Annotated in this window: 20 protein-coding genes and 1 pseudogene; 7 read left to right on the top strand and 14 right to left on the bottom strand. The window is 70.3% G+C overall.

What is annotated here, in order from left to right:
- Window positions 1-3: 3 nt before the first annotated feature.
- On the bottom strand, window positions 4-489 hold the full coding sequence (locus E5083_RS17180; RefSeq protein ID WP_135786589.1) for a cation:proton antiporter regulatory subunit: 486 nt from the start codon (window positions 487-489) through the stop codon (window positions 4-6).
- 123 nt (window positions 490-612) lie between these two features.
- Window positions 613-1,659: an L-glyceraldehyde 3-phosphate reductase gene (gene mgrA, locus E5083_RS17175; protein ID WP_135786588.1), complete on the bottom strand. Its 1,047-nt coding sequence runs from the start codon at window positions 1,657-1,659 to the stop codon at window positions 613-615.
- Between the two features lie 311 nt (window positions 1,660-1,970).
- On the opposite strand from mgrA, the gene proP reads away from it, so the two are divergent.
- From proP to E5083_RS17160, 3 genes and pseudogenes are all read left to right on the top strand, one after another.
- Entirely contained in the window at window positions 1,971-3,476 is a 1,506-nt protein-coding gene (proP, locus tag E5083_RS17170) for a glycine betaine/L-proline transporter ProP (protein ID WP_135787012.1), read from the top strand.
- A gap of 387 nt (window positions 3,477-3,863) precedes the next feature.
- A pseudogene (locus tag E5083_RS17165) lies at window positions 3,864-4,736 on the top strand (glycoside hydrolase family 16 protein); the annotation flags it as partial.
- A gap of 101 nt (window positions 4,737-4,837) precedes the next feature.
- Window positions 4,838-6,049: a beta-1,3-glucanase family protein gene (locus E5083_RS17160; protein WP_135786586.1), complete on the top strand. Its 1,212-nt coding sequence runs from the start codon at window positions 4,838-4,840 to the stop codon at window positions 6,047-6,049.
- 68 nt (window positions 6,050-6,117) lie between these two features.
- On the opposite strand, the gene E5083_RS17155 is transcribed toward E5083_RS17160, so the two are convergent.
- Window positions 6,118-6,564 carry a hypothetical protein gene (locus E5083_RS17155; protein WP_135786585.1) on the bottom strand — a complete coding sequence of 149 codons (447 nt, stop codon included), beginning with the start codon at window positions 6,562-6,564 and terminating at the stop codon, window positions 6,118-6,120.
- Window positions 6,565-7,000: 436 nt separating this feature from the next.
- Here E5083_RS17155 and E5083_RS17150 point away from each other — a divergent pair, with 436 nt between their 5' ends.
- Complete coding sequence (locus tag E5083_RS17150; RefSeq protein ID WP_208754073.1) at window positions 7,001-8,416, top strand: sugar porter family MFS transporter; 1,416 nt, start codon at window positions 7,001-7,003, stop codon at window positions 8,414-8,416.
- A gap of 9 nt (window positions 8,417-8,425) precedes the next feature.
- Here the strand turns inward: E5083_RS17150 and E5083_RS17145 are convergent, their stop codons facing one another.
- Window positions 8,426-8,830, bottom strand: coding sequence for an ATP-binding protein (locus tag E5083_RS17145; RefSeq protein ID WP_167513562.1), 405 nt, complete (start codon window positions 8,828-8,830; stop codon window positions 8,426-8,428).
- A gap of 128 nt (window positions 8,831-8,958) precedes the next feature.
- Between E5083_RS17145 and E5083_RS17140 the strand changes: the two genes are divergently transcribed.
- Window positions 8,959-9,660 (top strand): SDR family oxidoreductase, encoded by a 702-nt coding sequence (locus E5083_RS17140; RefSeq protein ID WP_135786583.1) that lies wholly within the window; start codon window positions 8,959-8,961, stop codon window positions 9,658-9,660.
- Window positions 9,661-9,731: 71 nt separating this feature from the next.
- On the opposite strand, the gene E5083_RS17135 is transcribed toward E5083_RS17140, so the two are convergent.
- From E5083_RS17135 to E5083_RS17105, 7 genes are all read right to left on the bottom strand, one after another.
- Window positions 9,732-10,115 (bottom strand): DUF3618 domain-containing protein, encoded by a 384-nt coding sequence (locus E5083_RS17135; RefSeq protein WP_135786582.1) that lies wholly within the window; start codon window positions 10,113-10,115, stop codon window positions 9,732-9,734.
- On the bottom strand, window positions 10,112-10,528 hold the full coding sequence (locus E5083_RS17130; RefSeq protein WP_135786581.1) for a phage holin family protein: 417 nt from the start codon (window positions 10,526-10,528) through the stop codon (window positions 10,112-10,114). The genes E5083_RS17135 and E5083_RS17130 overlap by 4 nt, the downstream gene beginning before the upstream one ends.
- Window positions 10,529-10,658: 130 nt before the next feature.
- Window positions 10,659-11,684, bottom strand: coding sequence for a 2,3-diaminopropionate biosynthesis protein SbnA (gene sbnA / locus E5083_RS17125; protein WP_030815786.1), 1,026 nt, complete (start codon window positions 11,682-11,684; stop codon window positions 10,659-10,661).
- 35 nt (window positions 11,685-11,719) lie between these two features.
- Window positions 11,720-12,787: a 2,3-diaminopropionate biosynthesis protein SbnB gene (gene sbnB / locus E5083_RS17120; protein WP_135786580.1), complete on the bottom strand. Its 1,068-nt coding sequence runs from the start codon at window positions 12,785-12,787 to the stop codon at window positions 11,720-11,722.
- The gene (locus E5083_RS17115) at window positions 12,784-13,788 is read right to left on the bottom strand and encodes a TauD/TfdA family dioxygenase (RefSeq protein ID WP_135786579.1); all 1,005 of its coding nucleotides are present in this window, start codon (window positions 13,786-13,788) and stop codon (window positions 12,784-12,786) included. Before E5083_RS17115 ends, sbnB begins: the two co-directional genes overlap by 4 nt.
- A 48-nt stretch (window positions 13,789-13,836) precedes the next feature.
- The gene (locus tag E5083_RS17110) at window positions 13,837-17,061 is read right to left on the bottom strand and encodes a non-ribosomal peptide synthetase (RefSeq protein WP_135786578.1); all 3,225 of its coding nucleotides are present in this window, start codon (window positions 17,059-17,061) and stop codon (window positions 13,837-13,839) included.
- Between the two features lie 11 nt (window positions 17,062-17,072).
- Complete coding sequence (locus tag E5083_RS17105) at window positions 17,073-19,646, bottom strand: Pls/PosA family non-ribosomal peptide synthetase (RefSeq protein WP_135786577.1); 2,574 nt, start codon at window positions 19,644-19,646, stop codon at window positions 17,073-17,075.
- Between the two features lie 324 nt (window positions 19,647-19,970).
- Between E5083_RS17105 and E5083_RS17100 the strand changes: the two genes are divergently transcribed.
- Together E5083_RS17100 and E5083_RS17095 are read left to right on the top strand one after the other, a co-directional pair.
- A complete protein-coding gene (locus tag E5083_RS17100; protein ID WP_135786576.1) occupies window positions 19,971-20,930 on the top strand; it encodes a Dyp-type peroxidase in 960 nt (319 codons plus the stop codon).
- A gap of 74 nt (window positions 20,931-21,004) precedes the next feature.
- Window positions 21,005-21,397, top strand: a complete 393-nt coding sequence (locus E5083_RS17095) for a VOC family protein (RefSeq protein WP_135786575.1) — start codon at window positions 21,005-21,007, stop codon at window positions 21,395-21,397.
- Window positions 21,398-21,460: 63 nt separating this feature from the next.
- Here E5083_RS17095 and E5083_RS17090 read toward each other — a convergent pair whose 3' ends face one another.
- The 3 genes from E5083_RS17090 to E5083_RS17080 all read right to left on the bottom strand — a co-directional run bounded on the left by E5083_RS17090 (window position 21,461) and on the right by E5083_RS17080 (window position 24,672).
- Window positions 21,461-21,766 (bottom strand): DUF4235 domain-containing protein, encoded by a 306-nt coding sequence (locus E5083_RS17090; protein ID WP_031183373.1) that lies wholly within the window; start codon window positions 21,764-21,766, stop codon window positions 21,461-21,463.
- A gap of 28 nt (window positions 21,767-21,794) precedes the next feature.
- Complete coding sequence (locus E5083_RS17085) at window positions 21,795-22,811, bottom strand: glutathione S-transferase family protein (protein ID WP_135786574.1); 1,017 nt, start codon at window positions 22,809-22,811, stop codon at window positions 21,795-21,797.
- A gap of 133 nt (window positions 22,812-22,944) precedes the next feature.
- Window positions 22,945-24,672: an ATP-binding cassette domain-containing protein gene (locus E5083_RS17080; RefSeq protein WP_244317572.1), complete on the bottom strand. Its 1,728-nt coding sequence runs from the start codon at window positions 24,670-24,672 to the stop codon at window positions 22,945-22,947.
- Window positions 24,673-24,985: the final 313 nt, after the last annotated feature.

Raw genomic sequence — 24,985 nt, 5'->3', positions numbered from 1 at the left:
GGATCACTCCCTGCCGAGGATCTCGGCGGCCGCGTCCACGCCCTCGCGGGTGCCGATCACGATGAGCGTGTCACCGCCCGCGAGCCGGAATCCCGGACCGGGGGAGGGGATGGCGTCGGCGCGGCGGAGCACGGCCACGATCGACACGCCGGTCTCGGTGCGCATCCGGGTGTCCCCGAGCAGCCGCCCGTTCCAGTGCGAGACGGAGGACAGCGAGATGCGCTCGGCGACCAGGCCCAGCTCGGTCGTGGACAGCAGACTGGGGCTCTGGTGCGTCGGCATCAGCGTCCTGGCGATGGCCTCCGCCTCGCCGCCGGTCAACTGCACCGACAGCGCGCACGCGTCGGGGTCGTCCTCGCGGTAGGCGCTCAGTGTCCGCGCCCCGTCCCGGTGGGCCACCACCGACAGCCGGCGGTGTTCGCGGGTGGTGAGGTCGTACCGGACGCCGATCCCCGGCAACGGCGTCCTACTCGTGCGAACGGTGCCCATGGCAACCCCCCTGACGCTTTTGACTGTTTCTTGGTGCAACCATTGCCTACACCCTAGCTTGACGGTGCATGGCCACACGGAAGGCAGTCGGTCAGGGGGGTCACGTCATGCTTTGTGCGGTTTTCAGCCGCCGAGGTTGCCCTGCCGGGCGTCGGCCCACAGGTCGACCCCGCCGTCGGTGGCGTACTTGTCGATCTCGGCCAGCTCCTCGGCGCTGAACTCCAGGTTCTGAAGCGCCGCCACGTTCTGCTCGAGTTGCTCGGTGCGCGAGGCGCCGATCACCAGCGAGGTCACCCGCTCGTCACGCAGCGCCCAGGCCAGCGCCATCTGAGCCAGGGACTGGCCGCGCCGGGCCGCGATGTCGTTCAGGGCGCGCAGTCGGCCGCGCATGTCCTCGGTCAGCCAGGACTGATCGAAGGACTTGCCCGCAGCCGCCCGCGAGTCCTCCGGCACGCCGTCCAGGTAGCGGCCGGTCAGCAGGCCCTGCGCCAGCGCCGTGAAGCCGATGACACCGAAGCCCTCCTCCTCGGCCACGTCCAGCAGGCCCTCGGTCTCGATCCAGCGGTTGAGCATGTTGTACGACGGCTGGTGGATCAGCATCGGCGTGCCCAGCTCACGCAGGATCGCCGCGGCCTGCCGGGTGCGCTCGGCGTCGTAGGAGGAGATGCCGACGTACAGGGCCTTGCCCTGGCGGACGGCGGTGTCGAGCGCGCCCATCGTCTCCTCCAGCGGCGTGCTCGCGTCCAGCCGGTGGGAGTAGAAGATGTCGACGTAGTCCAGGCCCATGCGCTTCAGCGACTGGTCCAGGGAGGCCAGCACATATTTGCGCGAGCCACCGCCCTGGCCGTAGGGGCCCGGCCACATGTCCCAGCCCGCCTTGGTGGAGACCACCAGCTCGTCCCGGTACGGCGCGAGGTCCTGCTTCATCAGCCGGCCGAAGTTGATCTCCGCCGAGCCGTAGGGCGGGCCGTAGTTGTTCGCCAGGTCGTGGTGGGTGATCCCCAGGTCGAAGGCGCGCAGCGCGATCTCCCGCTGGGTCTCGAAGGGCCGGTCGTCACCGAAGTTGTGCCAGTAGCCCAGCGACAGCAGGGGCAGGTCGAGCCCCGAGCGGCCGGTGCGCCGGTAGCGCATGGTGCCGTCGTAACGAGCGGGGTCCGCGACATGGTTCATCGGGTGATCTCCGGGTGATGCCGTAGGGGTGCCCCCGGGAAGCGGGGCTGATCCACCCTGCGCCCTCGGCAGCCCGAAGTCCAACCGTCGTACGTCATGGGATTGAGCTGCCTTGTTTCTTAATCAACCGGGCCCTGACCTCGGCATTCGCCCATGTGTACGTGGCCGGTGTGACGTGTGCGGCGTTGGGCAGCAGGATGGGACACGGGGCTGATGCCCGGTGCGGCCGGAGAAAGCGCATCCCGGTGACACCGACGGCGAAAGGAGCGGCAGTGAGTGATGCCCTGTCCGACGGAGAGCGGCCCTCAGGCATAAAGAAGCGGGCCTCCAAGGCCGTGACGGACCTCCCTCACCAGGTCCGCGAGGAGCTGACCCACAGACTGCGGCGCAATCGGGGCGCCTTCCGCAAGGACGACGTCCAGGTCGTCGAACCCCCTCTGCTCAAGCGAGCCGTCGGCGCCTCGGCGCTCGGCAACTGCATGGAGTGGTTCGACTTCGGGGTCTACAGCTACCTTGCCGCCACGCTCGGCAAGGTGTTCTTCCCCGGCGCCTCCCCGGCCGCCCAGGTGATCTCCTCCTTCGCCACCTTCGCCGCCGCCTTCGTGGTGCGCCCCCTCGGCGGGCTGGTCTTCGGACCGCTCGGCGACCGGCTCGGCCGGCAGAAGGTGCTGGCCACCACCATGATCATGATGGCCATCGGCACCTTCGCCATCGGGGTGATCCCCGGCTACTCCACCATCGGCATCGCGGCCCCCATCCTGCTGCTGGTCGCCCGTATGGTGCAGGGCTTCTCCACCGGCGGCGAGTACGGCGGCGCGACCACCTTCGTCGCGGAGTACTCACCCGACCGGCGGCGCGGCTTCCTCTCGAGCTGGCTCGACTTCGGCACCTTCGTCGGCTACGCCCTCGGCTCCGCCCTGGTCACCGTGCTGAACCTGCTGCTGTCGGACGCCGAGATGCTCTCCTGGGGCTGGCGCATCCCGTTCCTGGTCGCCGGTCCGCTCGGCGTGATCGGCCTCTACATGCGGCTGAAGCTGGAGGAGTCCCCGGCGTTCCAGCAGCAGCTCGACGAGCACGAGAAGAGCCTCGCCCAGGAGTCGGCCGGCAGCGAGTTCAAGGACATCATCAAGAGGCACTGGAGGGCGCTGCTCATCTGCATGGGCCTGGTGCTGCTGTACAACGTCACCAACTACATGGTCACGGGCTATCTGCCGACGTACCAGACCGAGACGCTCGGCCGGTCCAGCAGTTCGGCCGATGTGCTGGTGCTCATCGGCATGGTGTGGATCGTCATCCTGATCACCTTCCTCGGCCGGCTCAGCGACCGGATCGGCCGGCGCCCGCTGTACGGCTGGGCCGCCGTCGCCATGATCATCCTGGCGATCCCGGCGTTCCTGCTGATCAAGGCGGAGGGCACCTGGGCGCCGATCCTCGGCGTGCTGATCCTCTCCACCCTGCTGGCCTGCTTCGCCGCGCCGAGCGCGGCCACCCTGCCGGCTCTCTTCCCGACGGCCGTCCGGTACGCGGCGATGGGCATCGGCTTCAACTTCGCCGTCGCGGCCTTCGGCGGGACGACCCCGCTGGTGACCGCCGCGCTGGTGGACATCACCGGCGACGACCTGATGCCCGCGTACTACCTGATGCTGGCCGGCGTCATCGGTCTGATCACGGTGAAGTTCCTCCCCGAGAGCGCCCAGGTCCCCCTGCGCGGCTCGCAGCCCATGGTCGGCTCGAACGAGGAACGCCGTGAGCTGATCACGACGTCCAAGGAGCTGTACGCCCTGGCGAAGGACCGCCCGGCGGCGGACCGGGGCTAGCCCCTCAAGACCCCGCGAGACCCCTCGTCGTCCCTGTGGCGACGAGGGGTCTTCGCATGTCAGGACGCCGACTCCGGTACCAACTCCGGGTTCTGGGCCGGGACTTAAGGGGAGATTAATCGAGGGTTAAACGTCGCTGGGTGAGGCTGTCGTTTGTTCTGAAACCCGTTGCTCATGGGCGATTTGAGAGGTCGCCGGGGTGGTTGGAGCGGGTGGGACCGAGGCGTATGGTCGGGGCCTGCCGGTGGTGCTCGCCGTCGCGTGAGAGCGCTCTCAGACCTTCGGGTCCGGTGTGTGCGGTGTGCTCTTCCGGCGCTCGTCCCGTCCCCCACGGTCGAGGGCGTGCCCCGTACGTCCCCCCCACAGAGAACAGGGTGTGGTCTGGTCATGGCTGGTCATCGTTTACGTCGCTGGTCCTACCGCGGACTGATCTGCGGAAGCGCCGCCGCGCTCGCGGCCGGTGTGCTGCTCAACACCACGGGCCCCGGCGCCCACCGCGCCGACGCCGCGCCGGCGGCCGCGCTGAGCTGGTCCGACGACTTCGACGGCGCCGCGGGCAGCGCGCCGGACAGCTCCCGCTGGACCCTGGAGACGGGCGGCAGCGGCAACGGCAACCACGAGCTGCAGTACTACACGAACAGCACCGACAACGCCGCCCTCGACGGCAACGGCAACCTGGTCATCACCGCCCGCAAGAACACCGACCCCAACCTGAACTGCTGGAACGGGCCCTGTCAGTTCACCTCCGCGCGGCTGAACACGGCGCAGACCTTCACGCAGAAGTACGGCCACTTCGAGGCCCGCATCAAGATCCCGCGCGGTCAGGGCATCTGGCCGGCCTTCTGGATGCTGGGCGACGACCTCGGCAGCGCGGGCTGGCCCAACAGCGGCGAGATCGACATCATGGAGAACGTCGGCAAGGAGCCTTCCACGGTGCACGGCACCATCCACGGCCCCGGCTACTCCGGCGCGGGCGGGATTGGCGCCGCGTACAACCTGCCCGACGGCAAGCCGTTCGCCGACGACTTCCACACTTTCGCGGTCGACTGGAGCCCGTCCGGCATCACCTGGTCCGTGGACGGCCAGAACTACCAGACCCGCACTCCGGCCGACGTGAACGGCAACAAGTGGGTCTACGACCACCCCTTCTTCGTCATCCTCAACCTCGCGGTCGGGGGTGACTGGCCCGGCAGCCCCGACGCCGGTACGTCCTTCCCGCAGACGATGACCGTGGACTACGTCCACGTCTCCGCCCAGAACTGAGGTCCGGGGGCCGGGAGTTGTTCGACCCCGGCCCCTGGCCGTCCCCGTGTTGTCCCGGCTCCGGCCGGGTGCGTCCCCCACTGCAAGGAGTTCCCCGCATGTCGCCTCGTCACCAGCGCAACCTGACCCGCCGCAAGCTGATGTTCGCCCTGGGCGGCGCGGCCGTGGCCATCCCCGCGGGCGCCGCCATCGCGCCCTTCGCCCTCGCCGACCAGCCGGGGGACAGCGGCGGCAACAAGACCCGCGCGGCGTCGGGTTCGCTGCCGGTGACCGTCGTCAACAACAGCGGCTCGTTCGACAACGGGTCCGTGAACGTCTACGTCGTCGGCAACGTCGACGGCAAGCAGGTCCGCCTCAAGCAGGACGGCACCCTCGCGCCCATCGCCGTCTCCGACAACGGCGCCGACGGCTTCACCGACTACGCGATACCGCTCGCGGGCAGCGGCGAGACCAAGCTGTCCCTGCCGTTCATGTCGGGCCGTATCTACGTCTCGCTCGGCGACAAGCTGAAGATGAAGGCCGTCACCGACGGCAACGGCAACGCGGCGCTGCAGTTCCCCGCCGGCTGGGTCGAGTCCGACCCCAACTTCGGTGTGCTGCACGACTGTGCGGAGTTCACGTACAACGCGTCCGGCATGTTCTGCAACACCACGATGGTCGACATGTTCAGCGTGCCGATGAGCATCCGGCTCACCGGTGAGAAGGACCAGACCACCGGCAGCATCCGGGACGGGGGCCGGGCCGCCGCGTTCGCCGCGGTGAAGGAGGTCGCGGAGTTCTCCAAGCTGGTCGTGGACGACAAGCGCATCATCGCGCCGGGTCACGGGCTGGACGCCGGTCTGTTCGCCAAGGACTACTTCGCGCCGTACATCGACGAGGTGTGGTCCACCTTCACCGGCAAGGACCTGAAGATCACGACCAACGCCGGCACCTTCACCGGCCGGGTCCGGGGCGACCGCTTCACCTTCGACGGGCCGGCCTCGGTGTCCTTCGCCAAGCCGTCCACCCGTGACGTCCTCTTCTGCGACGGCAACCTCGCCGCGCCGAACGACGGCACCACCGGGCCCGTCGCCGCGGTCCTCGGCGCCGGCTTCAACCGCTCGACGCTGCTCACCGACACCGCGCAGCCCAGCACCGACCCGGCCGCCTTCTACCAGGGCGAGCTGACCAACCACTACTCCAAGGCCATCCACGCGGCCACCAAGGACGGCAAGGCGTACGGGTTCGCCTTCGACGACGTCGCCGACTTCGCCTCCTTCATCCAGGACACGGCGCCCTCCGGCTTCACGCTCACGCTGACGGCGTTCTGATCCACCCCCCGACAGCACTGCTCCCCGCCTCGGCTCAAGGCGGGGAGCAGTGTGGTTGTCCCTGGTGGTCAGCAGGGACGGATGTGCCAGACCGGCGTCCAGGACGCGGTGCCGCTCTGCGGGGCCCGGCTGCTCCAGCGCTCGGTGCCGTTCTCGTTGTAGAACCGGGCCACGGTGCCGTTGGTCTGGCTGTTGTTGAAGTAGCCGTCCCCGATTCCGTAGAAGTCGTAGTAGCCGCAGTAGTAGTAGTCGTAGCGCTTGCCGTTGCCGTCCTGGATACACAGGTGCCCGGAGCCGCAACTGATCGCGGCGGTGCCGGAGGCGGCGAAGGTCACCGTCCCGCCGGGCATGGTCGCCTGGTCCGCCGCGAGCTGCCGCTCGCCGGGGTGGGCGGCCAGATAGCTGTCGATCCGCCCCTGCACACCGCCCGCCGCCGACGCGCTCCCGGCCAGCAACTGACTCCCCGCCAGCGCCACCGCGGCCACCGTCACACCCAGACCTTTGCGCACGCTCATCCTGAAACTCCCCCTCTTCCCACCCCCGGCCACCGCCACGGACGACGCCGGCCCCGAAGGCTGAACCCATCGTCCCGACCGAATGACCTGCCCTTGAAGCCCGATTCCGGTCATTGGCCCCAGGCCCGGCTCACCCAGGGGGCGCACACGCACCCCGCCACCGCCCCTTCGCACTACGAACCGTTTCAGCAACCGCCCCCCAAAACATCGCTCCGCAAACCCGAGTGAACGCCTCCCGCATCGCACGCCCCTGCCGTCTCCCGCAATCGGACGCTCAGGGTGATCAATTGACTCGATCCGGTTGGGACACGACGGCGCCGCGCCCGCCGCCACTTCAGTCGATTCGCCCCGCCGGAGCGAGCCGTCCCGGCTTCAGTAGCCCCTCCGACGTACGGTCTTGACCGGCGGAAATGGTCGAAATCGCCCTGGAGGAACGATGACGCATGCCGGGGGTCAGGCGCCCCGTACCAGCAAGGGGCTGAATGGGCACATGCTGATGGCGGCCGTGGTGTCCGCGATCAGTGGGCTGCTGTACGGCTACGACACCGGCATCATCTCCGGCGCGCTGCTCCAGATCTCCGAGGAGTTCCACATCGGGAACACCATGAAGGAGACCATCGCCGCCGGAATCCTGCTGGGTGCCGTCATCGGCTCGCTGAGCTGCAGCCTGCTGTGCGAGCGCTTCGGCCGGCACCGCACCATTCTGCTGATCTGCTGCGTGTTCATCGCGGGCAGCCTGACCTGCGCCGTCGCCCCCAACGCGGTGGGCCTAGCCCTCGCCCGCGTGCTGCTCGGCTTCGCCGTCGGCGGCGCCACCCAGACCGTGCCGATGTACGTGGCCGAGCTGGCGCCCAGGACGATCCGCGGCCGGCTGGTCCTCTGCTTCCAGCTCGCCATCGGCGTCGGCATCGTCATCGCCACCATCGTCGGCGCGAGCGAGGCCGTGTCCTGGCGGGTGTCCATCGGCGCGGCCGCCGCACCCGCGCTGGTGATGCTGCTGGGCCAACTGCGGCTCCCCGAGAGCCCCCGCTGGCTGATCCTGCGCAAGGGCGACGTGGAGGGGGCGGAGAAGGTCCTGAAGCAGGTACGCCCCGCCGGCTACGACGTCGACTCCGAGCTGGAGGAGATCAGCGCCCTGGCCCGCCGTCAGCAGCGCACCGACCGGAACCATCAGGGCTGGCGCGGGCTGCGGCAGAGGTGGGTGCGTCCGGCACTGGTCGTCGGCTGCGGCATCGCCGTCTTCACCCAGCTCTCCGGCATCGAGATGATCATCTACTACGCGCCGACCATCCTCACCGACAACGGCTTCTCCCGCTCCTCGGCGCTCCGGGTCAGCGTGGCGCTGGGCGTGGTCTACCTGGTGATGATGATCGTCGGTCTGTGGATCGTCGACAAGGTCGGCCGCCGCAGGCTCACCCTGATCATGGTGCCCGGCGCGGCCGTGAGCCTGTTCGTGCTGGGCGGCTTCTACATCACCGGCCACGGCACCCGCGCCTACGTCCCCGCCATCGTCGCCTGCCTGCTGGCCTTCATGTTCTTCAACGCGGGCGGACTCCAGCTCATGGGCTGGCTGACCGGCTCCGAGATCTACCCGCTGACCGTGCGCGCCGCCGCCACCAGCGTCCAGTCGGCCACCCTGTGGAGCACCAACCTCCTGATCACCCTCACCCTGCTCAGCATGATCAGCGCGTTCGGCGTGGGCCAGGTGTTCTGGATCTACGCCTTCTTCAACGTCGCCGCGTGGCTGTTCGTGTGGTGGAAGATGCCGGAACTCACCGGGCACAGCCTGGAGGACATCGAACGGCACCTGAAGAACGACGAGTTCCAGCCCGAGGACTTCGCCCGCTCCTGACCGGCACCCTCAACTCACCGGCCGGAAGCAGGCCGTGACCTCCTTGCCGCGCGGGCACGGATAGGCGCCCCAGCTATCGGCCAGCGCGTCCACCAGCAGCATGCCCCGCCCGCCGGTCGCCCCGGTGGTCGGCCTGCGCTGCTCCGGCAGCTCCGGCGAGGCATCGTGCACGGTGACATGCAGGCACTCGCTGTCCCAGGTCAGGACGAGCTGCGCGGTGGCCCCGGCGTGCACATGGGCGTTGGTGACCAGCTCGGACACCGTCAGCAGCACCGCGTCCACCGTGTCCGGCGCGCTCCGCGCCCAGTCCAGGCTCTCCAGATGGCCGCGCGTCCAGTCCCGCGCCGCCTTCACCCCACTGCTGACGGGCAGCGACCGCGCCCACCCCACGGCGCGCAGGGAGGACTCGCTCAAGGAAGATTCATCGACGCTCATGACACCCGCTTGCCCCGCGATCGCCCCCGCACCCCGCCGAAACCCTTGACTTCGCGAGCACTCCAAGTGATGAGCTCCTCGGTGTCCACGAACAACGAGGGGGAACCATGAACGACTCACCGGTCGCGCTCATCACGGGCGGCGGCAGCGGCATCGGCGCGGCCGTGGCGCGGCACCTGCTGGACGCCGGCCACCGCGTCACCGTCACCGGACGCGGCAAGGACCGGCTGCGGGAGTTCGCCGAGAGCGTGGGCGACCCCGACGGCCTGCTCACCATCCCGGGCAGCGCGTCCTCCTACGACGACGTCCGGGACGCGGTGGACCGCACTCTCGAGCGGTACGGGCGGCTGGACACCGTCATCGCCAACGCCGGTGTCGCCACCCACGACTCCGTCGCCGAGGGCGACCCGGCGGGATGGAGCGAGATGGTGCTGACGAACGTCCTCGGCCCGGCTCTGCTCATCCGCGCCGCCGTCGACGCGCTCAAGGAGACCCGCGGCCGGATCGTCCTCATCGGCAGTGTCGCCGGGTTCGTGAACACCCCAGGCAACCTCTACGGGGCGACCAAGTGGGCGGTCACCGGGCTCGCCGAGAACACCCGGCGTCAGGTCACCGAGTACGGCATCGGCGTCACCCTGGTCGCGCCCGGCCGGGTGGAGACCCCGTTCTGGGACGGCTACGGCAGCCTGCCGCCGGGACATCTGCTGACCGCCGGCCAGATCGCCGACTCGGTGGTCTGGGCGATCCGGCAGCCGGCCGGGGTGGACGTCAACACCGTCGTCGTACGGCCGGTCGGGCAGCCCAACTGAGCCGACGAGAGCGGGCCCCGGCCGAGCGAACTTCCGCTCGGCCGGGGCCCGTTCGGTATGGAGCACGCGCGTCAGCGGCGCTTCCGGCGGCTCAGCAGGGTCAGCGCGACCACCGCGACCGCACCGGCGACCAGCAGCCCCCGCTTGTCGCGCACCTGCTCGGGCGCCCGCTCCTGCCAGAGCTGCTCGGCCTGACCGGCCTTGGCCCGGACCTGGGTGGCCGCGAGGGCGGCCTTCTCCTTGACCGGGTCCGGCACCTTCTCCGCCAGCTTCTGCGCGGTCTCGGCGGTCTGCACCTTGAGCGCGGCCGCCTTCTCCTGGGCACGGGCCTTGACGTCGGCCTTGTCGGTGAGCGCCTCCACGGTCTCCCCGAGCTCATGGCGGGTCCGCTCGACCTGCTCCCGAAGCTCCTGGGGGCTCGCGGAGGAGGACTCCTCGAACGGCTGCTGTGTCATCGCTTGGCACTCTCCTTGATCTCGGCCACATCGGCCTTCACACTGTCGATGGTCTGCTCCGGAGCGGGCGGGGCGGCCTGGCCGACCTCCTTCTTGCCGGTCAGGGCGAGCACCGCCGTGACCGCGCCGAGGACGCCGGTGACGATGAGGGCCGCGGCCCACACCGGAAGCGGTACGGCAAGACCGGCGATCGCCGTGGCCACCAGGGCCTGGAGCGTGAGGAAGCCGACCAGGCCGGCGCCTCCGAAGAGCCCGCCGCCCTTGCCGTAGCGCTTGCCCTTCTCCTTCATCTCCGCCTGGGCGAGCCGGAGTTCACCGCGCACCAGCTCGGTGAGCTGCTGCGAGGCGCGTTGCACCAATTCGCCGACCGGCTCCTCACGGGCCACCGCTTGTTCACGGTCGGGTTCGAACATGACCATCACCCCTCCTGCGTATCCGGAAATCCGGATGCCCCGGTTACGCGAAGAGACGCCTGCCAGGGCCCTGTTCCACAGGGCCCTCACACGGGCGGCACCGAGATGGACGGGGCAGGTGGGTGAGGTGTTACGGCTGTGGCCAGCGGTCCGGCTCGCGGGAGGCCGGTCCGTCCGTCTCGAAGGGGCCGGCCGGCCGGCTCGGGTCGAGGATCTCGTCGCCGAACAGATCCTGGAGCCAGTTGGTCTGGTAGACGGTGTCGAGGTAGCGCTCGCCCAGGTCCGGTGCGATGGCCACCGCCGTCATGTCACGGGTGTCGTGGCGGGACAGCCAGTGCGCCGCGCCGCTGACCACCGTGCCGGTGGACCCGCCGAAGAGGAAGCCGCGCCGGGCCATCTGATGGCAGGCCCGGATGGTGTCCGCCTCCTCCACCCGGATCACCTCGTTGACGTAGGACTCGTCCAGCAGCGGCGGCCGCATGCTCATCCCGAGGCCGGGGATCATCCGGCGGCCGGGCTCCCCGCCGAAGGCGACCGAGCCCACGCTGTCCACCGCGACGATGCGCACCGGGCGGTGCCACTGCCGGAAGTAGCGGGCGCACCCCATCAGCGTCCCGGCGGTGCCCGTACCGACGAACAGCACGTCCAGGCGGGGGAAGTGACGGGCGATCTGCGGCGCGGTCGTGCGGTAGTGCGCCTGCCAGTTGCCGGGGTTGGTGTACTGGCTGAGCCACACGTACCGGTCGTCGGAGGCGCACAGCGAGCGGACGTACTCGATCCGCGTGCCCAGGAACCCGCCGTTCTCGTCCAGGTCGGCCACGATGTGCACCTTGCTGCCGAGGGCCTCCATCAGCAGCCGGGTCGACAGATTGCAGCGCGAGTCGGTGACGCACAGGAACTTGTAGCCCTTGCTCGCGGCGATCATGCTGAGCGCCACGCCGAGGTTCCCGGACGAGGATTCGACGATGACGGAGTCCGGCTTGAGGATGCCCTCCCGCTCGGCGCTCTCCACCATCTCGTTCGCGGCCTTCAGCTTGATGGAGCCGGCGAAGTTGAAGCCCTCGCACTTCAGGTAGAGGGGACAGCCGAGGATCGACTTGAGGTCGACGAAGAGATGGCCTTCGTTGAAGTCATGGGGAGCGGATATGACGGGCACGATGGGCCTCCTGGTACCGGGGAAGGGCAGCGCTCTCAGCCGTACCGGCGCAGGTCGTGGAAGAAGTTGTCGATGAGGCCGAGGTTTCCCGCGGCGGCCGTCCCGTCGTAGACGTACTTGCCGACGGCGAGGTCGAGGACGCCGAGCCCGAAGGGCGAGAAGACGATCGGCCGGTCGGGCGGGGGAGCGGCCCGGCCGAGCATCACGTCGTTCAGCGTGCCGTTGAGGAAGTCCCGGTTCCCGGTGCGCTGTTCGACCAGGTGCGGGGAGGTGTCGGCCTTCAGGCAGTGCTCGACGTCGTCGACGAAGTTGGCCGACGCCAGGAGGACTTCGGGGGCGAGGTCGCGCAACGAGACGTGCAGGACCACGGGGTTGTGCGAGAACAGTGAGGCGTCGGTGACGTGCGGCTGTCCGGCGACGGTGGCGAAGACCACCAGGTCACTGGAGCGGATCAGGTCCGCCGCGCTGTCGTGGACGGTGACCTCGGCGCTCGTCCCGCTCTGCCGCAGGTAGTCGCAGAACCCGGCGGCGCTGTCGGCGGCCAGGTCGTGCACCCCGACCGCCTCGAAGTCCCAGCCGGTGCCCGCGAGGAAGGTGTGGATGTAGCGGGCGATCAGACCGGTGCCGAAGAACCCGACCCGGGTCGGGCGCGGCCGGTTGCGGCTGAACCAGTCGGCGGCCAGCGCGGCGGACGCGGCCGTCCGGGTCGCGCTGATGATGGAACTCTCCAGACAGGCGAACGGATAACCCGTCGTGGGGTCGTTGAGGATCAGCACCGCCGAGGCGCGGGGGAGACCCGACCGGACGTTGTCCGGGAAGCTGGAGATCCACTTCATGCCGTCGACGCCCACGGAACCGCCGACCGAGGCCGGCAGCGCGATGATCCGCGAGCTGGGCCGGTCGGGGAACCGCAGGAAGTAGGACGGCGGGTTCACCGAGTCCCCGGCCCCGTGCAGCCGGTAGGTCGCCTCGACCAGGTCCGTGATCTCCCGCTCGCGCCCGGCGAGCGCCTTCTGCACCTGCTCACCGGAGATCACCGCGAACGTCGGCGAGGCCGGGTCGGGGTGGGCCGGCTGCGCTGTGGTGGGCAACAGGTCGGTCATCGCGTCCTCGCCTCCGGGTTCGTGGCACCGGCGTCCAGTCGGCGCGGGCCGGCCATGCCGACCAGCACCTGCCTGTCCCCGGTGTAGGGCTCCCTGCTGTGCGCGGTGCGCACGTTGTCGACGAGGAGCAGGTCGCCGGCCTGCCACGGCTCACGCCGGGTGTGTTTCTCGTACGTCGCGTTGAGCAGCTCGACGACGTCCTCACCGATCGGAGTGCCGTCCCCGAAACGGGTGTTGAACGGCAGGCCGTCCGCGCCGTAGATGTCCACCAGGTACTCGCGGACCTCGGGGGCGAGTGTCCACTCGTTGAGGAACGCGATCTGGTTGAACCAGCACGCCTCGCCCGTGACCGGGTGCCGGACCACGGCCGGTCGCCGCTGGGTGGTGCGCAGCGAACCGTCCGGCTGCCAGGCGAAGTCGATGCCGTTCGCCCGGCAGTAGCTCTCCACCCCGGTGCGGTCGGCGGTCCCGAACGACTCCTCCAGGGACGCCCCGATCTCGTCGTTGTAGGACCGGGTCAGCAGCCAGCCCTCCCGCTCGAAGCGGGTGCGCACCTCGGCGGGCAGCTCCCGCAGCACCTCCGCCGCGTCCGCCACCGCCGTCGCCCCGCCGTCCTCGGGCGCGGTCAGGCAGGCGAACAGCATCAGACCGGGCGGCTCCTGGGTGTAGCTCAGTTCGTGGTGCATGCACATCGGCTGATTCGCCGGCCAGGTCGTGGACGCGTACAGCCCGGAACCGAAGGTCTCGCGCGGCGCGAAGGACTCCCGCTCCGTCATCAGACCGCCGGTCAGCCGGGTGAACACGGCACCGACCTGCTCCGGGTCCCGCAGCCCCAGGCCCCGCACCAGCAGCGACCCGTGCTCGGCGACGAGGGCGCGCAGCACGTCGCGGTACTGCGCCGCCCAGCCCACCACGTCCGGCGGGGTGTCGATACGGGCCACCGGCGGTCTGCCCGGCCGCAGCTCCACATCGAGCGGGGCTGCCAGGGATGAGGTCGACATCTCGGTTTTTCCTTTCGGTCGCCCGCCATTGGGCTGAAGGGAGGAACGTCAGGAGGAGGCCAGCGGCTCGACGGCGGTCAGTACGGCCTTCGCCGCCTCGGTGGGGCGCAGGCGCGGGAAGTAGTGCCCGCCGTCGGGGAGTTCGTGCAGGTCGACGCGGCCGGCCAGCAGCAGCCAGTCCCGGTGGGCCCCGCTGTACCCGGCCGTGTACGGGTCGTCGGCGGCCACCACCACCGACACCGGCGCCGCCAGCCGCACGGCCGGCGGGTTCTCCAGGGCGTCGGAGAAGTACCGGTGCGCGGAGAGGCAGTCGTGGCGGTAGGCGGCGCCGACGCGCTCGGCGTGCCGGGCGGTCAGTTCCGCCAGCTCGACATAACCACCTTCCTCGGCCAGCCGCGCGGCGATCTCGGCGTCGCTCCGGACGGACAGCGCCTCGACGGCGGCATGTCGCTCGGCGGCCGTGCCCAGCAGTTGCGCGCCCAGGAACAGCCGCGCCACCTCCACCCCGCGCTCCTGGAGCCTGCGGGCCGTCTCCACGGCCGCAGCGGCGCCGGAGGAGTGGCCCCACAGCATGACCCGAGTCAGGCCCCGCGCGGTGATCTCCGCCGCGACCCGCTCCGCCACCTCGGCGACCGAGCCGAACGGCTCCTGCCGCCCGGCCAGGTCGTGCCCCGGCAGCTCCACCGCGAGCACCGGCATGCCGCCGCCCGCCAAGGCGCTCGCCATCGGCTGGAAGTTGACCGCGTTGCCCCCCGCGTACGGGAAGCACACCAGCGCGCACTCCGGCGTGCCGTCGGCCTCCGCCAGCGGCTGCAGCAGCTCCCCGTCCGGCCCGGCCGCGCCGTCCAGCAGGGCGGCCAGGTCGGCGAGGACCGGGTTGCGGGTGATGTCCTTCAGGGACACCGCCCGGTCCAGCGCGATGGTCAGCTTCACCGCCGTCAGGGAGGTGCCGCCGGAGTCGAAGAAGTGGTCCGTACGCCCGATCCGCTCCTCGGGGATGCCGAGCAACCCGGCCCACGCGGCCGCGAGTCTGCGCTCGGCCGGGGTACGCGGCTCCCGGTCCCCGGCGTCGTCCTGCGCGGCCGGCGTGGTCTGCTCCGCCAGTGCGGTGAGCGCCTTGCGGTCGGTCTTGCCGTTGGCCGTCAGCGGGAGGGCCGACTGCCAGTGGAAGGCCGCCGGGACCATGTAGGCGGGCAGCCCCGCGCCCAGCGCGTCCCGCAGCTCGTCCACGGACAGTTCGCACCCCGCGTAGAAGGCGACCAACTGCTTGCCCTGCCCGGCCCGTTCGGCCACGACCACCGCGCCGTCCCGCACCCCCGGAACCCGCAGCAACGCGTTCTCGATCTCGCCGGTCTCGATGCGGAAGCCCCGGATCTTGACCTGGTTGTCCCGGCGCCCCAGGAACTCCAGCTTGCCGCCGGGATGCCAGCGCCCCCAGTCACCGCCCAGGTAGAGCCGCTCGCCCGGCCGGTACGGGTCCTCCCGGTACGCCTCACGGGTGCGCTCGGGATCGTTGACGTAGCCCCGGCCCACGCAGACGCCGGAGAAGGCGATCAGGCCCGGCGCGCCCAGCGGCACCAGCTCCAGCCGCTCGTCCACGACCAGGACGCGGACATTGTTCACCGCGCGCCCCAGCAGGACGCGCTCGCACGGCCCGTCGATGATCTCGTGGTTGGTGTCGTCGGACGTCTCGGTCAGGCCGTAGGCGTTGACCAGCCTGATGTCCGGCTGGACGGCGAACCAGCGCTGCACCAGCTCCGGTTTGAGCGCCTCGCCGGTCACGGACACGAAGCGCAGGTCCGGGAAGGCGCGTGGGTGCTGCTCCAGGTAGGAGACCAGGACCTCCAGGTAGGAGGGCACGAGCTGGGTGACCCCGACCCGGTCGTGCACGAGCGTGTCGGCGAACCGCTCCACGTCCAGGAGCACGTCCTGCTCGACCAACAGCGTCCGCCCGCCCACCAGCAGCGCGGAGACGAGCTGCCACAGCGAGATGTCGAAGCACTGCGGAGCGGTCTGCGCCACCACGGTGCCCTCGCCGACCCCCAGATCGTCGATCTTGGCGAAGAGATGGTTGAGCATCCCCGCGTGCTCGCACATCGCGCCCTTCGGCTCACCCGTGGAGCCGGAGGTGAAGTAGATGTACGCCAGTTGACCGGGGTCCACCGCCGCACCGAGGTCGTCCTCGGCGTGCTCCTCCGCGTACGCGTCCCCGACGAGCAGCCGCTCGGCGCCGGGCACATCGGCCAGCGCCTCGTCGAGCGTGCCCGTGCTGCCCGACTCGGTCAGCACCAGCCGGCACCCGGCCCGCGAGAGGGTCGCCGCAATACGGCCGGGCGGGAAGTGCGGCTCGATCGGCAGGTAGGCGCCGCCCGCCTTGAACACGGCCAGCGTCGCGGCCAGCCAGTCGAGGTTCCGCTCGGTGACCACGGCCACCACGTCCTCCCGGCCCACCCCGCGCGCCGCCAGCGCCCGCGCCAGCCGGTTGGCCCGGCGGTTCAGCTCCCCGTACGTCCACCGCTGGTCGCCGTGCACCGCCGCCACGGCGTCCGGGTGCTGCCGTACGCGCCGCTCGAACAGTTCGTGGGCCCGCGCCTCGGGCAACTTCCGGTCAGGACCGGCCAGTTCCTCCAACTGCTCGTGCCGCTCCTGGTCCGACAGCAGGCTCCGGTGCGTGTGCTCGGCGTCCGGGCCGGCCGCCAGCAGCTCCAGCGCCCGCAGGTGGTACCCGGCGATACGGTCCGCGCTCCGGGCGTCCAGGACGTCCGTGCGGTACCGGAGGACCAGGCGCCCCTCGGGCTCGGACCAGTGCACGTGCAGGACGCGGTCGCCGGAGAGGGGGCTGTTCACGGGTCCGCACGTCACCTCGAACGCCGTTTCCGCCAGGCCCAGTTCACGGCGCAGGTCCGCCACGGCGAAGTCCCGGTGCGCCAGTACCTCCGACTCCGCGCGGTGGGCCGCTCCGGCGAGCGTGCGCCAGGTGCCGGGGGAGACGGTGAGGCGGCACGGCAGGGGTTCGCCGTCAGGGGCGTACCCGGTCACCACGTCCTGCTCGCCGGTCAGGGTGGAGAGCACCTTGGCATGGGCTGCCAGCAGCAGCGCGCCCACGGGCACGTCCAGCCGTCGCGCCAGGCCGCCCAGGGACCCGGGCAACGGCACCTCGTGCTCGGCCGTACCGGCGACCGGCACCTCCGCCCAGCGCGGTACCGCGGTGAATCCGCCGGCGGTCAGCACGCCGCTCCAGAACTCCCGGTCCGCCTGCACACGCGTTCCCATCGGATGCTCCCTCAATTCACGGACGCCGCGGCGGCGCTGTCGACGGACGGTGGGGTCCTGCGGCCGGTACCGGCGGGCAGCACCGCTGCCTCCGGCATCTCCACGGCGGGGTTGCCGCCCCAGCGCGCGTGCGCGGGGACCTCCTCGCCCTTCATGAGGAAGGAGTCGGGCGCCAGCCGCGCGCCGTCGCCCATGGTCACGCCGTAGTGCACGTGCGAGCCGACGCCGAGCGTGCAGCCCGCGCCGAGCGTGCTGATGTCGGACTTGAACGTGCCGTCCTCCTGCGAGTGGCACTGGACCTTGCTGCCGGCGTTCAGGGTGCAGTCGTCGCCGATGACGGCGAGCGTGCGGTCCGTCATGTAGCAGCCGTCGTCGAACACCCTGCGGCCGATACGGACACCCATCAGGCGCCAGACGAGGGCCTTGAAGGGGGTGCCGTTGAAGATGTTCAGATGCCGGTCCGGCACCTTCCACAGCCGCTCCTGCGCCCAGAAGGCCGGGTCGTAGATGGAGACCAGCATGGGGCGCAGCCGGCGGAAGCGGGTCAGACAGCGCTCCAGCAGCACGTAGTAGAGCGTGGACAGGGCCAGCGTCAGCGCCATGTAGGTGGCGATCACCACGTGCCCGAGCACGCCGTACAGCTCCACCGTGGCCAGGCCCAGCAGGGTGAGGGCGAGGACGTGCAGCCAGCGCACGAACAGCATGAAGGCCATCGAGCGCAGGTTGTAACGATTCTTCCGGGCGAGGCTCTGGCGCAGCGCGTCACCGGACCGGAACCTGTCGAACCGGCTGTCGCGCTCCACCGACCTGGGGATCTCGAAGCTCGGCGAGCCGAGCAGCCCGACCCCCTCGCGTATCTCCCCGTCGAGCGGCACCATCACCTTGGTCGCCAGCAGGCAGTTCTCGCCGGTCCGGCCGCCGATGGGGTAGGCGATGTTGTTGCCGAGGAAGTTGCGCGCCCCGATCGTCGCCCGGGACACCTTGAACGACGTGGCCGAATAGTCCGCGTTGATCACGGAGAGCCCGTCGGCCACCATCGTGCCGCTGCCCACCGTGACCAGCAGCGGGTTCTCGTGCTGCACCTCGGTGCCGAAGTTCGACCCGGTCTGCTCGACGTGCGAGAGGTCGTACCCGATGCCGCGCAGGTAGTGCACGATGTACGAGCTGTCGCCGAAGAGCCAGGCGAAGAACTTGATGTTCGTCATGCGCGCGGTCGTCCGGTGCACCGCGTACCGGAACCCGTAGAGCGGGAAGACCCGGTCCGGCGGGACCACCACGTTCAGCAGGCGCGGCAGGGTGCACAGCAGGGCGAGGCCCAGGACCACGAAGCCGGCGAAAAGCACCAGGGAGAGGACCACCGCGTCGGTCACCAGCTCGCCCAGGGGAAGCGCCGCCTCGGGCTCGAGCCGTCGGCGGACCGCCGGCACCGCGTCGAACAGGATGTACAGACCGCCCACACCCAGCGGGATGTACAGCAGGAACAACTGGAGCAGCGAGGCCAGTCCGAACCAGGCCCGGCGGCCGGTGCCGCAGCGGGCGGGCGCGACCCGCAGATAGTCGACGTCGGTGGCCTGCGCGGGGGAGCCATGATGGTGCTCGCCGGCCGGGACCGACTGGCCCCGGTGCAGCGAGGAGGAGTGCCCGAGCTGGGCGCCGTCCCCCATCGAGGTGTCGATGTCCAGGACGGTCTTCTCCCCGATGTACACGTCCCGGCCGATGCTGATCCGGCCGGTCTGGATGTTCCCGGCGTGCGCCCGGTAGCCGAGGAAGAACGAGTCCTTGCGGATGACCGTGCCGGAGCCGATCGTCAGCAGATCCGTGCAGACCGGTACCGAGTGGGTGAGGATCGTGACGCCCTTGCCGATCCGGGCGCCGAGGGCGCGCAGATAGAACACGTACAGCGGGTTCCCGATGAAGAGGATCATCGGATTGGCGTGCAGCAGCGCCTTGACGACCCAGAAGCGCAGGTAGGCGAGGCCCCAGACCGGGAACTCACCGGGTTTCCAGCGCCCGACGAGCACCCACTTGGCGACGACCGGGAACGCGCACAGTGCCACGAATCCGACACCGCCGAAGACCAGGGACCGCAGGTACACGTCCCAGGCGCCCGAGCCGGTGGCGACCCATTCGTAACCGCCCGCGGTGGCGAAACCGGCGACCAGTGAGTATCCCAGGAAGATCAGCAGTTGGGCCGTGCCGCAGAGCGTGTGGGAAAGCCCGCTCGCCCGCCGTACCGGCTCCGGAGGCATCACCAGAGTGCTGGGGGCGGGGGCCGCCGGGGTCTCCGTGAGTCCCTCCGCCAGGGCGTTGATCGTGGGGTACCGGTAGATGTCCTTCATGGACGGGGAGGGCAGATCCTCCCGCTTCCGGACCCGTGCGCAGAATTGCGCCATGACCAGGGAATTCGCGCCGAGATTCTCGAAGAAGTGCGCATCGGCCGGAACGTTCTCCACACCCATGACGTCGGCCAGCACATCCGCCAGCCGCGTTTCGGTCTCCCTCACCGCCGGGCCGCCGACAGGCCGCCCCACGAGGGTTTTCTCGTCCGTTCCTTCTATATGGACGTCCGAGGACTGTTCCACCATGTGATCTCCTGCGAGAACGTCTGGATCGCTTGCTCGGCCACGTGCTCTTCTCTGATCACGAACTGCTGCTTCAGTTTCGGCCCGGCGCGGTGAGGCTGCCACTTCGAATCGATCAACCCGTGGACGGGGAAGGCCCCGGCGGCCCGTGGTTTCCGGGCATCCGCAGGTGTCCGGCCCATCTGGGATCACCTGTTTGGCGGACCTTCGGGAAGCCGGCGCCGGTGGCGGACCGCCCTTCGGTGCCGGATGCTGGACGGGCCGGATTCCGCCTGCCACGCACCGCCCTGCCCGCTCGATCCCGCGGGCCGCCCACCGGGAGAGGCCATGGATTACAGCGCCGTCGCCAAGCACGACCTGAAGACCGAGCCGCAGTACATCGACGCCCCGATGACCGCGGCGGCCGCCTTCCTGGTGCTGACCATCAACAGCGGCGACGAGGCCATGGACAAGGCGCGGTCGGTGGTGGCGAGCATCGAGGACCTGCTCAAGGACATCAAGATCCAGGTGAACACCGGGATCTTCACCGCCAATCTCGGTATCTCGCACCACGCCTGGGAACCGTTGACCCGGAAACCGCTGCCGAAGGAACTCAAGCCCTTCCAGGAAATCCGGGGCGCCCAGCACACGGCGGTGGCCACGGAAGGCGATCTCCTGTACCACATCCGCGCCGATTCGGTCGATCTCGTCGTGGAATTCGAGAAGATCCTGCTGGAGGCGTTCGGTGATTCCGTGACGGCCGTGGACGACGTCACCGGATTCCGTTACTACAACGGCCGCGACCTCCTGGAATTCGTGGACGGCACCGCCAATCCCATCGGCCTCTCCCTGCCGGCGTCGACCCTGGTCGGCGAGGAGGACCCGGCCTACGCGGGCGGCAGCTACGTCGTCATCCAGAAGTACCTGCACGACCTCAAGGACTGGCGCGCCCAGACCACCGAGACGCAGGAACAGATCATCGGCCGCACCAAGTTCGACAACATCGAACTCCCCGACGCGACCGAGGGCCAGAAGTCGCACAAGACCCTGTGCACCATCCAGGACGCCGAGGGCGAGCACGACATCCTCCGCGACAACATGCCGTTCGCCACCCCCGGCAAGGGCGAGTACGGCACCTACTTCATCGGCTACTCCCGGCACCTGTGGGTCACCGAGAAGATGCTGGAGCGCATGTTCCTCGGGGACCCGCCGCCGCTGCACGACCGCATCCTCGACTACTCACGGGCGGTCACCGGCGTCACCTTCTTCTGCCCGCCCCGGAAGTTCCTGGTCGACCTCGCGGACTGAGCGCCCGCGCGCGTGCGGACTGAATCGGGTGGGCCGGGAAAGTCGCAGGGGGAGGCGACTTTCTGGGAGGAAGCATGACGCTGGTCAAAGCGGGCGTGGTGGTGCTCGACTGTGCCGAGCCGGAGAAACTGGCCGCGTTCTACGAGGAGTTGCTGGACGGCGAACAGACCGTCGCCTCCGCCAACCTGGTGCAGATCCGGGGTGCGGACGGCTTCCGTATCGCCTTCCGCCGCGATGTCAACGCCACGCCCCCGAGCTGGCCCCGCCCGGAGAACTCCCTCCAGGCGCACCTCGAGTTCATGGTGGACGACCTGGACGGGGCCGAGCGGCGCATCGTCTCGCTGGGCGGCCGTCCCCTGGAGACACGGGACGCGGTGGGACCGCACGAGGAGCGCAGCTACTCCGACCCCTCGGGCCACTCCTTCACGGTGCGGCTCGTCCCGCCGACCGCCCCCAAGCAGGGCTGACCACGGACGAAGACCGGGGGTGGCGGGCATCGCATCGACCCGCCCCCCCCGGTCTTCGTGTGCTCAGTCCCGGCCGCCCTTCTCGGCCACCGGCCACACACCCGTCGACCGCTCGATGGCCTTGGCCCCGGTACGGTCCACGGCGCTGCGCACCACCGCGAAGATCGCGCCCTGCACGGCCGCGGCGAGCAGCACCTCGCCCCAGCCGCGGTCGCGGTCCAGCGCGTCGGGCGCGTCCTCCTCGTGCCGTATGGCCATCCACGCCTTGCGGAAGGCCAGTCCGGCCAGCGCACCGCCGGCCCAGCTCATCACGAAGCCGACCGGCTTGTAGGTGAGCGAGAGTTTCTTCTTCGTCTTGTTCTTCGCCATGTCACGCTTCTTCCTCGTCACGCCCTCCTCATGCAGGCAGACCTCGCGGTCCCACCCGCTCGTGCGGCGCCACGGGTCCCGGCGGGGTGCCGTCACCGAACGGCCGGCCGCCCAACTCCTCGCGGTGGTGCGGGCTCAGCCAGCCGGAGAGGTCCGGGCCGAGCGGCACGATCCCGGTCGGATTGATGCCCGAGTGGACCTGGTAGTAGTGCCGCTTGATGTGGTCGAAGTCCACCGTGTCCCCGAACCCCGGCGTCTGGAACAGGTCCCGCGCGTACGCCCACAGCACCGGGTTCTCCGTCAGCTTCCACAGATTGCACTTGAAATGCCCGTGGTAGACCGGGTCGAAGCGGACCAGCGTGGTGAACAGCCGGATGTCCGCCTCGGTGATCGTGTCCCCGACGAGGTAGCGCTGCCCCGCCAGCCGCTCGGCCAGCGCCTCCAGCCGCCGGAACACCCCGGCGCACGCCTCCTCGTACTCCTCCTGGTCCGAGGCGAACCCGGCCCGGTAGACACCGTTGTTGACGTCCTCGTAGACCTCGGCCATCACCTCGTCGATCTCGTCCCGCAGATGCTCCGGGTAGAGGTCCGGGGCGCCCTCGCGGTGGAGGTCGGTCCACTCGGTGGCCAGGTCGAGGGTGAGCTGCTGGTAGTCGTTGGTGACCAGCTCGCCGCTCGGCACGTCCACGATCGCGGGCACGCTCACCCCGCCGGGCGCGCCCGGCTCCCGCTTCTCGTACGCCTCGGCCAGGTAGCGGATGCCGAGCACCGGGTCCCGGCCGCCGGGGTCCAGGGTGAACCGCCAGCTCCGGTCGTCCTGGACCGGGTCGGTGACCGCCATCGGCAGCGCCCGCTCCAGTCCGAGCAGCCGGCGCGAGATCACCGCCCGGCTCGCCCACGGGCAGGCCCGCGAGACCACCAGCCGGTACCGCCCGGACTCCACCGGCCAGCCGTCCCGCCCGTCGGCCGTGATCCGGTCCGCGAAATGGCTCTTGGACCGCTTGAACTTCTTGTGGCCGTAAGCGCTGTTGCCGTCGCCACCCATGCCGCCTCCTCGCCGTACGGCTCACACCGCACGCTGTGCCCTGCCGGGCCCGCCGGCCGCTCCGGCGCGGCGGGCCCGATCCGTTCCGCCTGACGCGTTCCCCCTTTTCGGCCGGGGACCCGCGCCGAAGCGCTCAGCGGTCCTGGGACAGCCGCAGGAGGCCGGCGAAGGTGCCGCCCGCGTGCACGAGATCGTCGTACGTGCCCTGCTCGGTGATCCGGCCCTGGTCCATCACGACGATCCGGTCCGCGATCCGGGTGTTCTCCAGGCGGTGGGTGATGACGATGGTGATCCGGTCGGCGGAGATCGCCTTGATGTGCTCGAAGATGGCGTGCTCGCCGTGCGGGTCCATCTGGGAGGTGGGCTCGTCCAGGATCAGCAGCGGTGGACGGCGGTACAGCGCGCGGGAACACGCGAGCCGCTGCCACTGGCCCCCGGACAGCTCGGTGCCGCCGAAGATCTCGCGGGCGAGCAGCGTGTCCAGTCCGGCGGGCAGCTCCTCCACCGCATCCCGCATGCCGACGGCCTCCACCGCGTCCCACACCGGGCCGTCGTCATGGCTGCGGGGCTGGCCGAGGGTGACGTTCTCCCGGACCCGGAGGGGCCACTGCGCGAAGATCTGCGGCACCAGACCGGTGTTGTCCCAGACGGTCGCCGGATCGGCGCCCGCGAGATCGGTGCCGTTCCACACCACCCGGCCCTTGTCCGCCAGGTAGATGCCGGTGATCAGCCGGGTCAGGGTGCTCTTGCCGGAGCCGTTCACCCCCACGACCGCCAGGATCTCGCCGCGCCGCAGCGCCAGGGACACCCCGTCCACGGCGGCCCGGTCCTTGCCCGGATACCGGTAGCTGACCTCCTCCAGCCGGATCTCTTCCACCGGCTCCTCGACGACCGCCCCTCCGCGCCTCGGCGCCCGCTCGGCGGCGTGGTCGAAGAACGCCTGCATGTCACCGAGGTAGAGGCTGGTGTGGAAGACGGCCGCGCCCTCCATGACCAGTTGGGACAACGCGGAGAGCGTCGTCTGCACCGCGACCACGGCGGTGGCGGCGACCGCCGGCGCCACCCGGCCGGTGACGGCCAGCCAGGCGAGCATCCCCCAGGTCGCGGTGAGGAACACACCCCCGGCGAAGGAGGAGGACAGCGCGATCCGCAGCGTCCTCGGGGCGGCGGCCAGGGTGCGCCGGTCGACCCGCTCGGACAGGGCCCGGTACCAGTACAGGAGGTAGTCGGTCATGCCGTTGGCGCGGACCTCGTCGCCGTACTTCGGGGTCGTCGCCCACCAGCGGGTCATGCCCCGGACGTTGCGGTCCGCGATGTTCGCGTAGTGGATGCCGTAGTCCACCCGTGCGGTGAGGACCGCGCCGACGGCGGCCGGGGCGACGGCCAGCAGGAGCAGCGGCAGCACCAGCGGGTTCAGCACGGTGACGACCGCGCCCGCGGTGACCATCCTGATCAGGGCCGACGTGAACCGCTGGGCGTCCATCACCATGACCTGCGTACGCGTCACGCCCATCTCGGCGGCTTCCTGCCGGTCCGAGAAGCCGTCCACCGCGCAGGCGGCCGCCTCCACCCGGCAGACGGCCTCGACCAGGGTGGTGTCCGTGGCCGTCATCAGCCGGGGAGTGATCCGGCGCTCGGCATAGCGGGCGACGGCCGGCGCGGTCCGGGCGACGGCACTCGCGCAGGCCACGACGACCAGCGCGGGGAGGGCCGCGCGCAGCCGGTCCGCCATCGCGCCCGCGCCGAGCAGCGGGGTCATGGCCCGCGCCGTGGCGGTGAGCAGGACGGCGGCCGACACCCCGGTCGCCACCTGGCAGGCGAGCAGCAGCAGGACGGCCCGGCGGTCGATCGCCCACGCCATGGCCGTGATCCGGCCCAGCACACACGGGAGTTGGGCGCACAGGCTACGGAAGCTCGCCTCGCCCAGCGGGTTGACGGAGTAATGCCCGGAGTAGGTGATCTCCGCCGGTGCGGGCGGTGGGACGGTACGGGTGGAGGTGCTCAACTGCGCGTCTCCTCAGGTTGCGGAAGCCGGTGAAGGTGCGGCACCGGGGTCAACGAGAGGGAGAGCTATATCGAACACACGTGTTTCGGCCGCAGCGGAGTCCGCATCGAGCGGCGTCATTCCGGGAGCACCGGAAACGCGTCGTAGGGCTCACCGTGCCGGGGGTCCG

The organism is Streptomyces bauhiniae (genome assembly GCF_004784475.1).
Lineage (GTDB): Bacteria > Actinomycetota > Actinomycetes > Streptomycetales > Streptomycetaceae > Streptomyces > Streptomyces seoulensis.
This window is presented reverse-complemented; position numbering and strand designations above follow the sequence as displayed.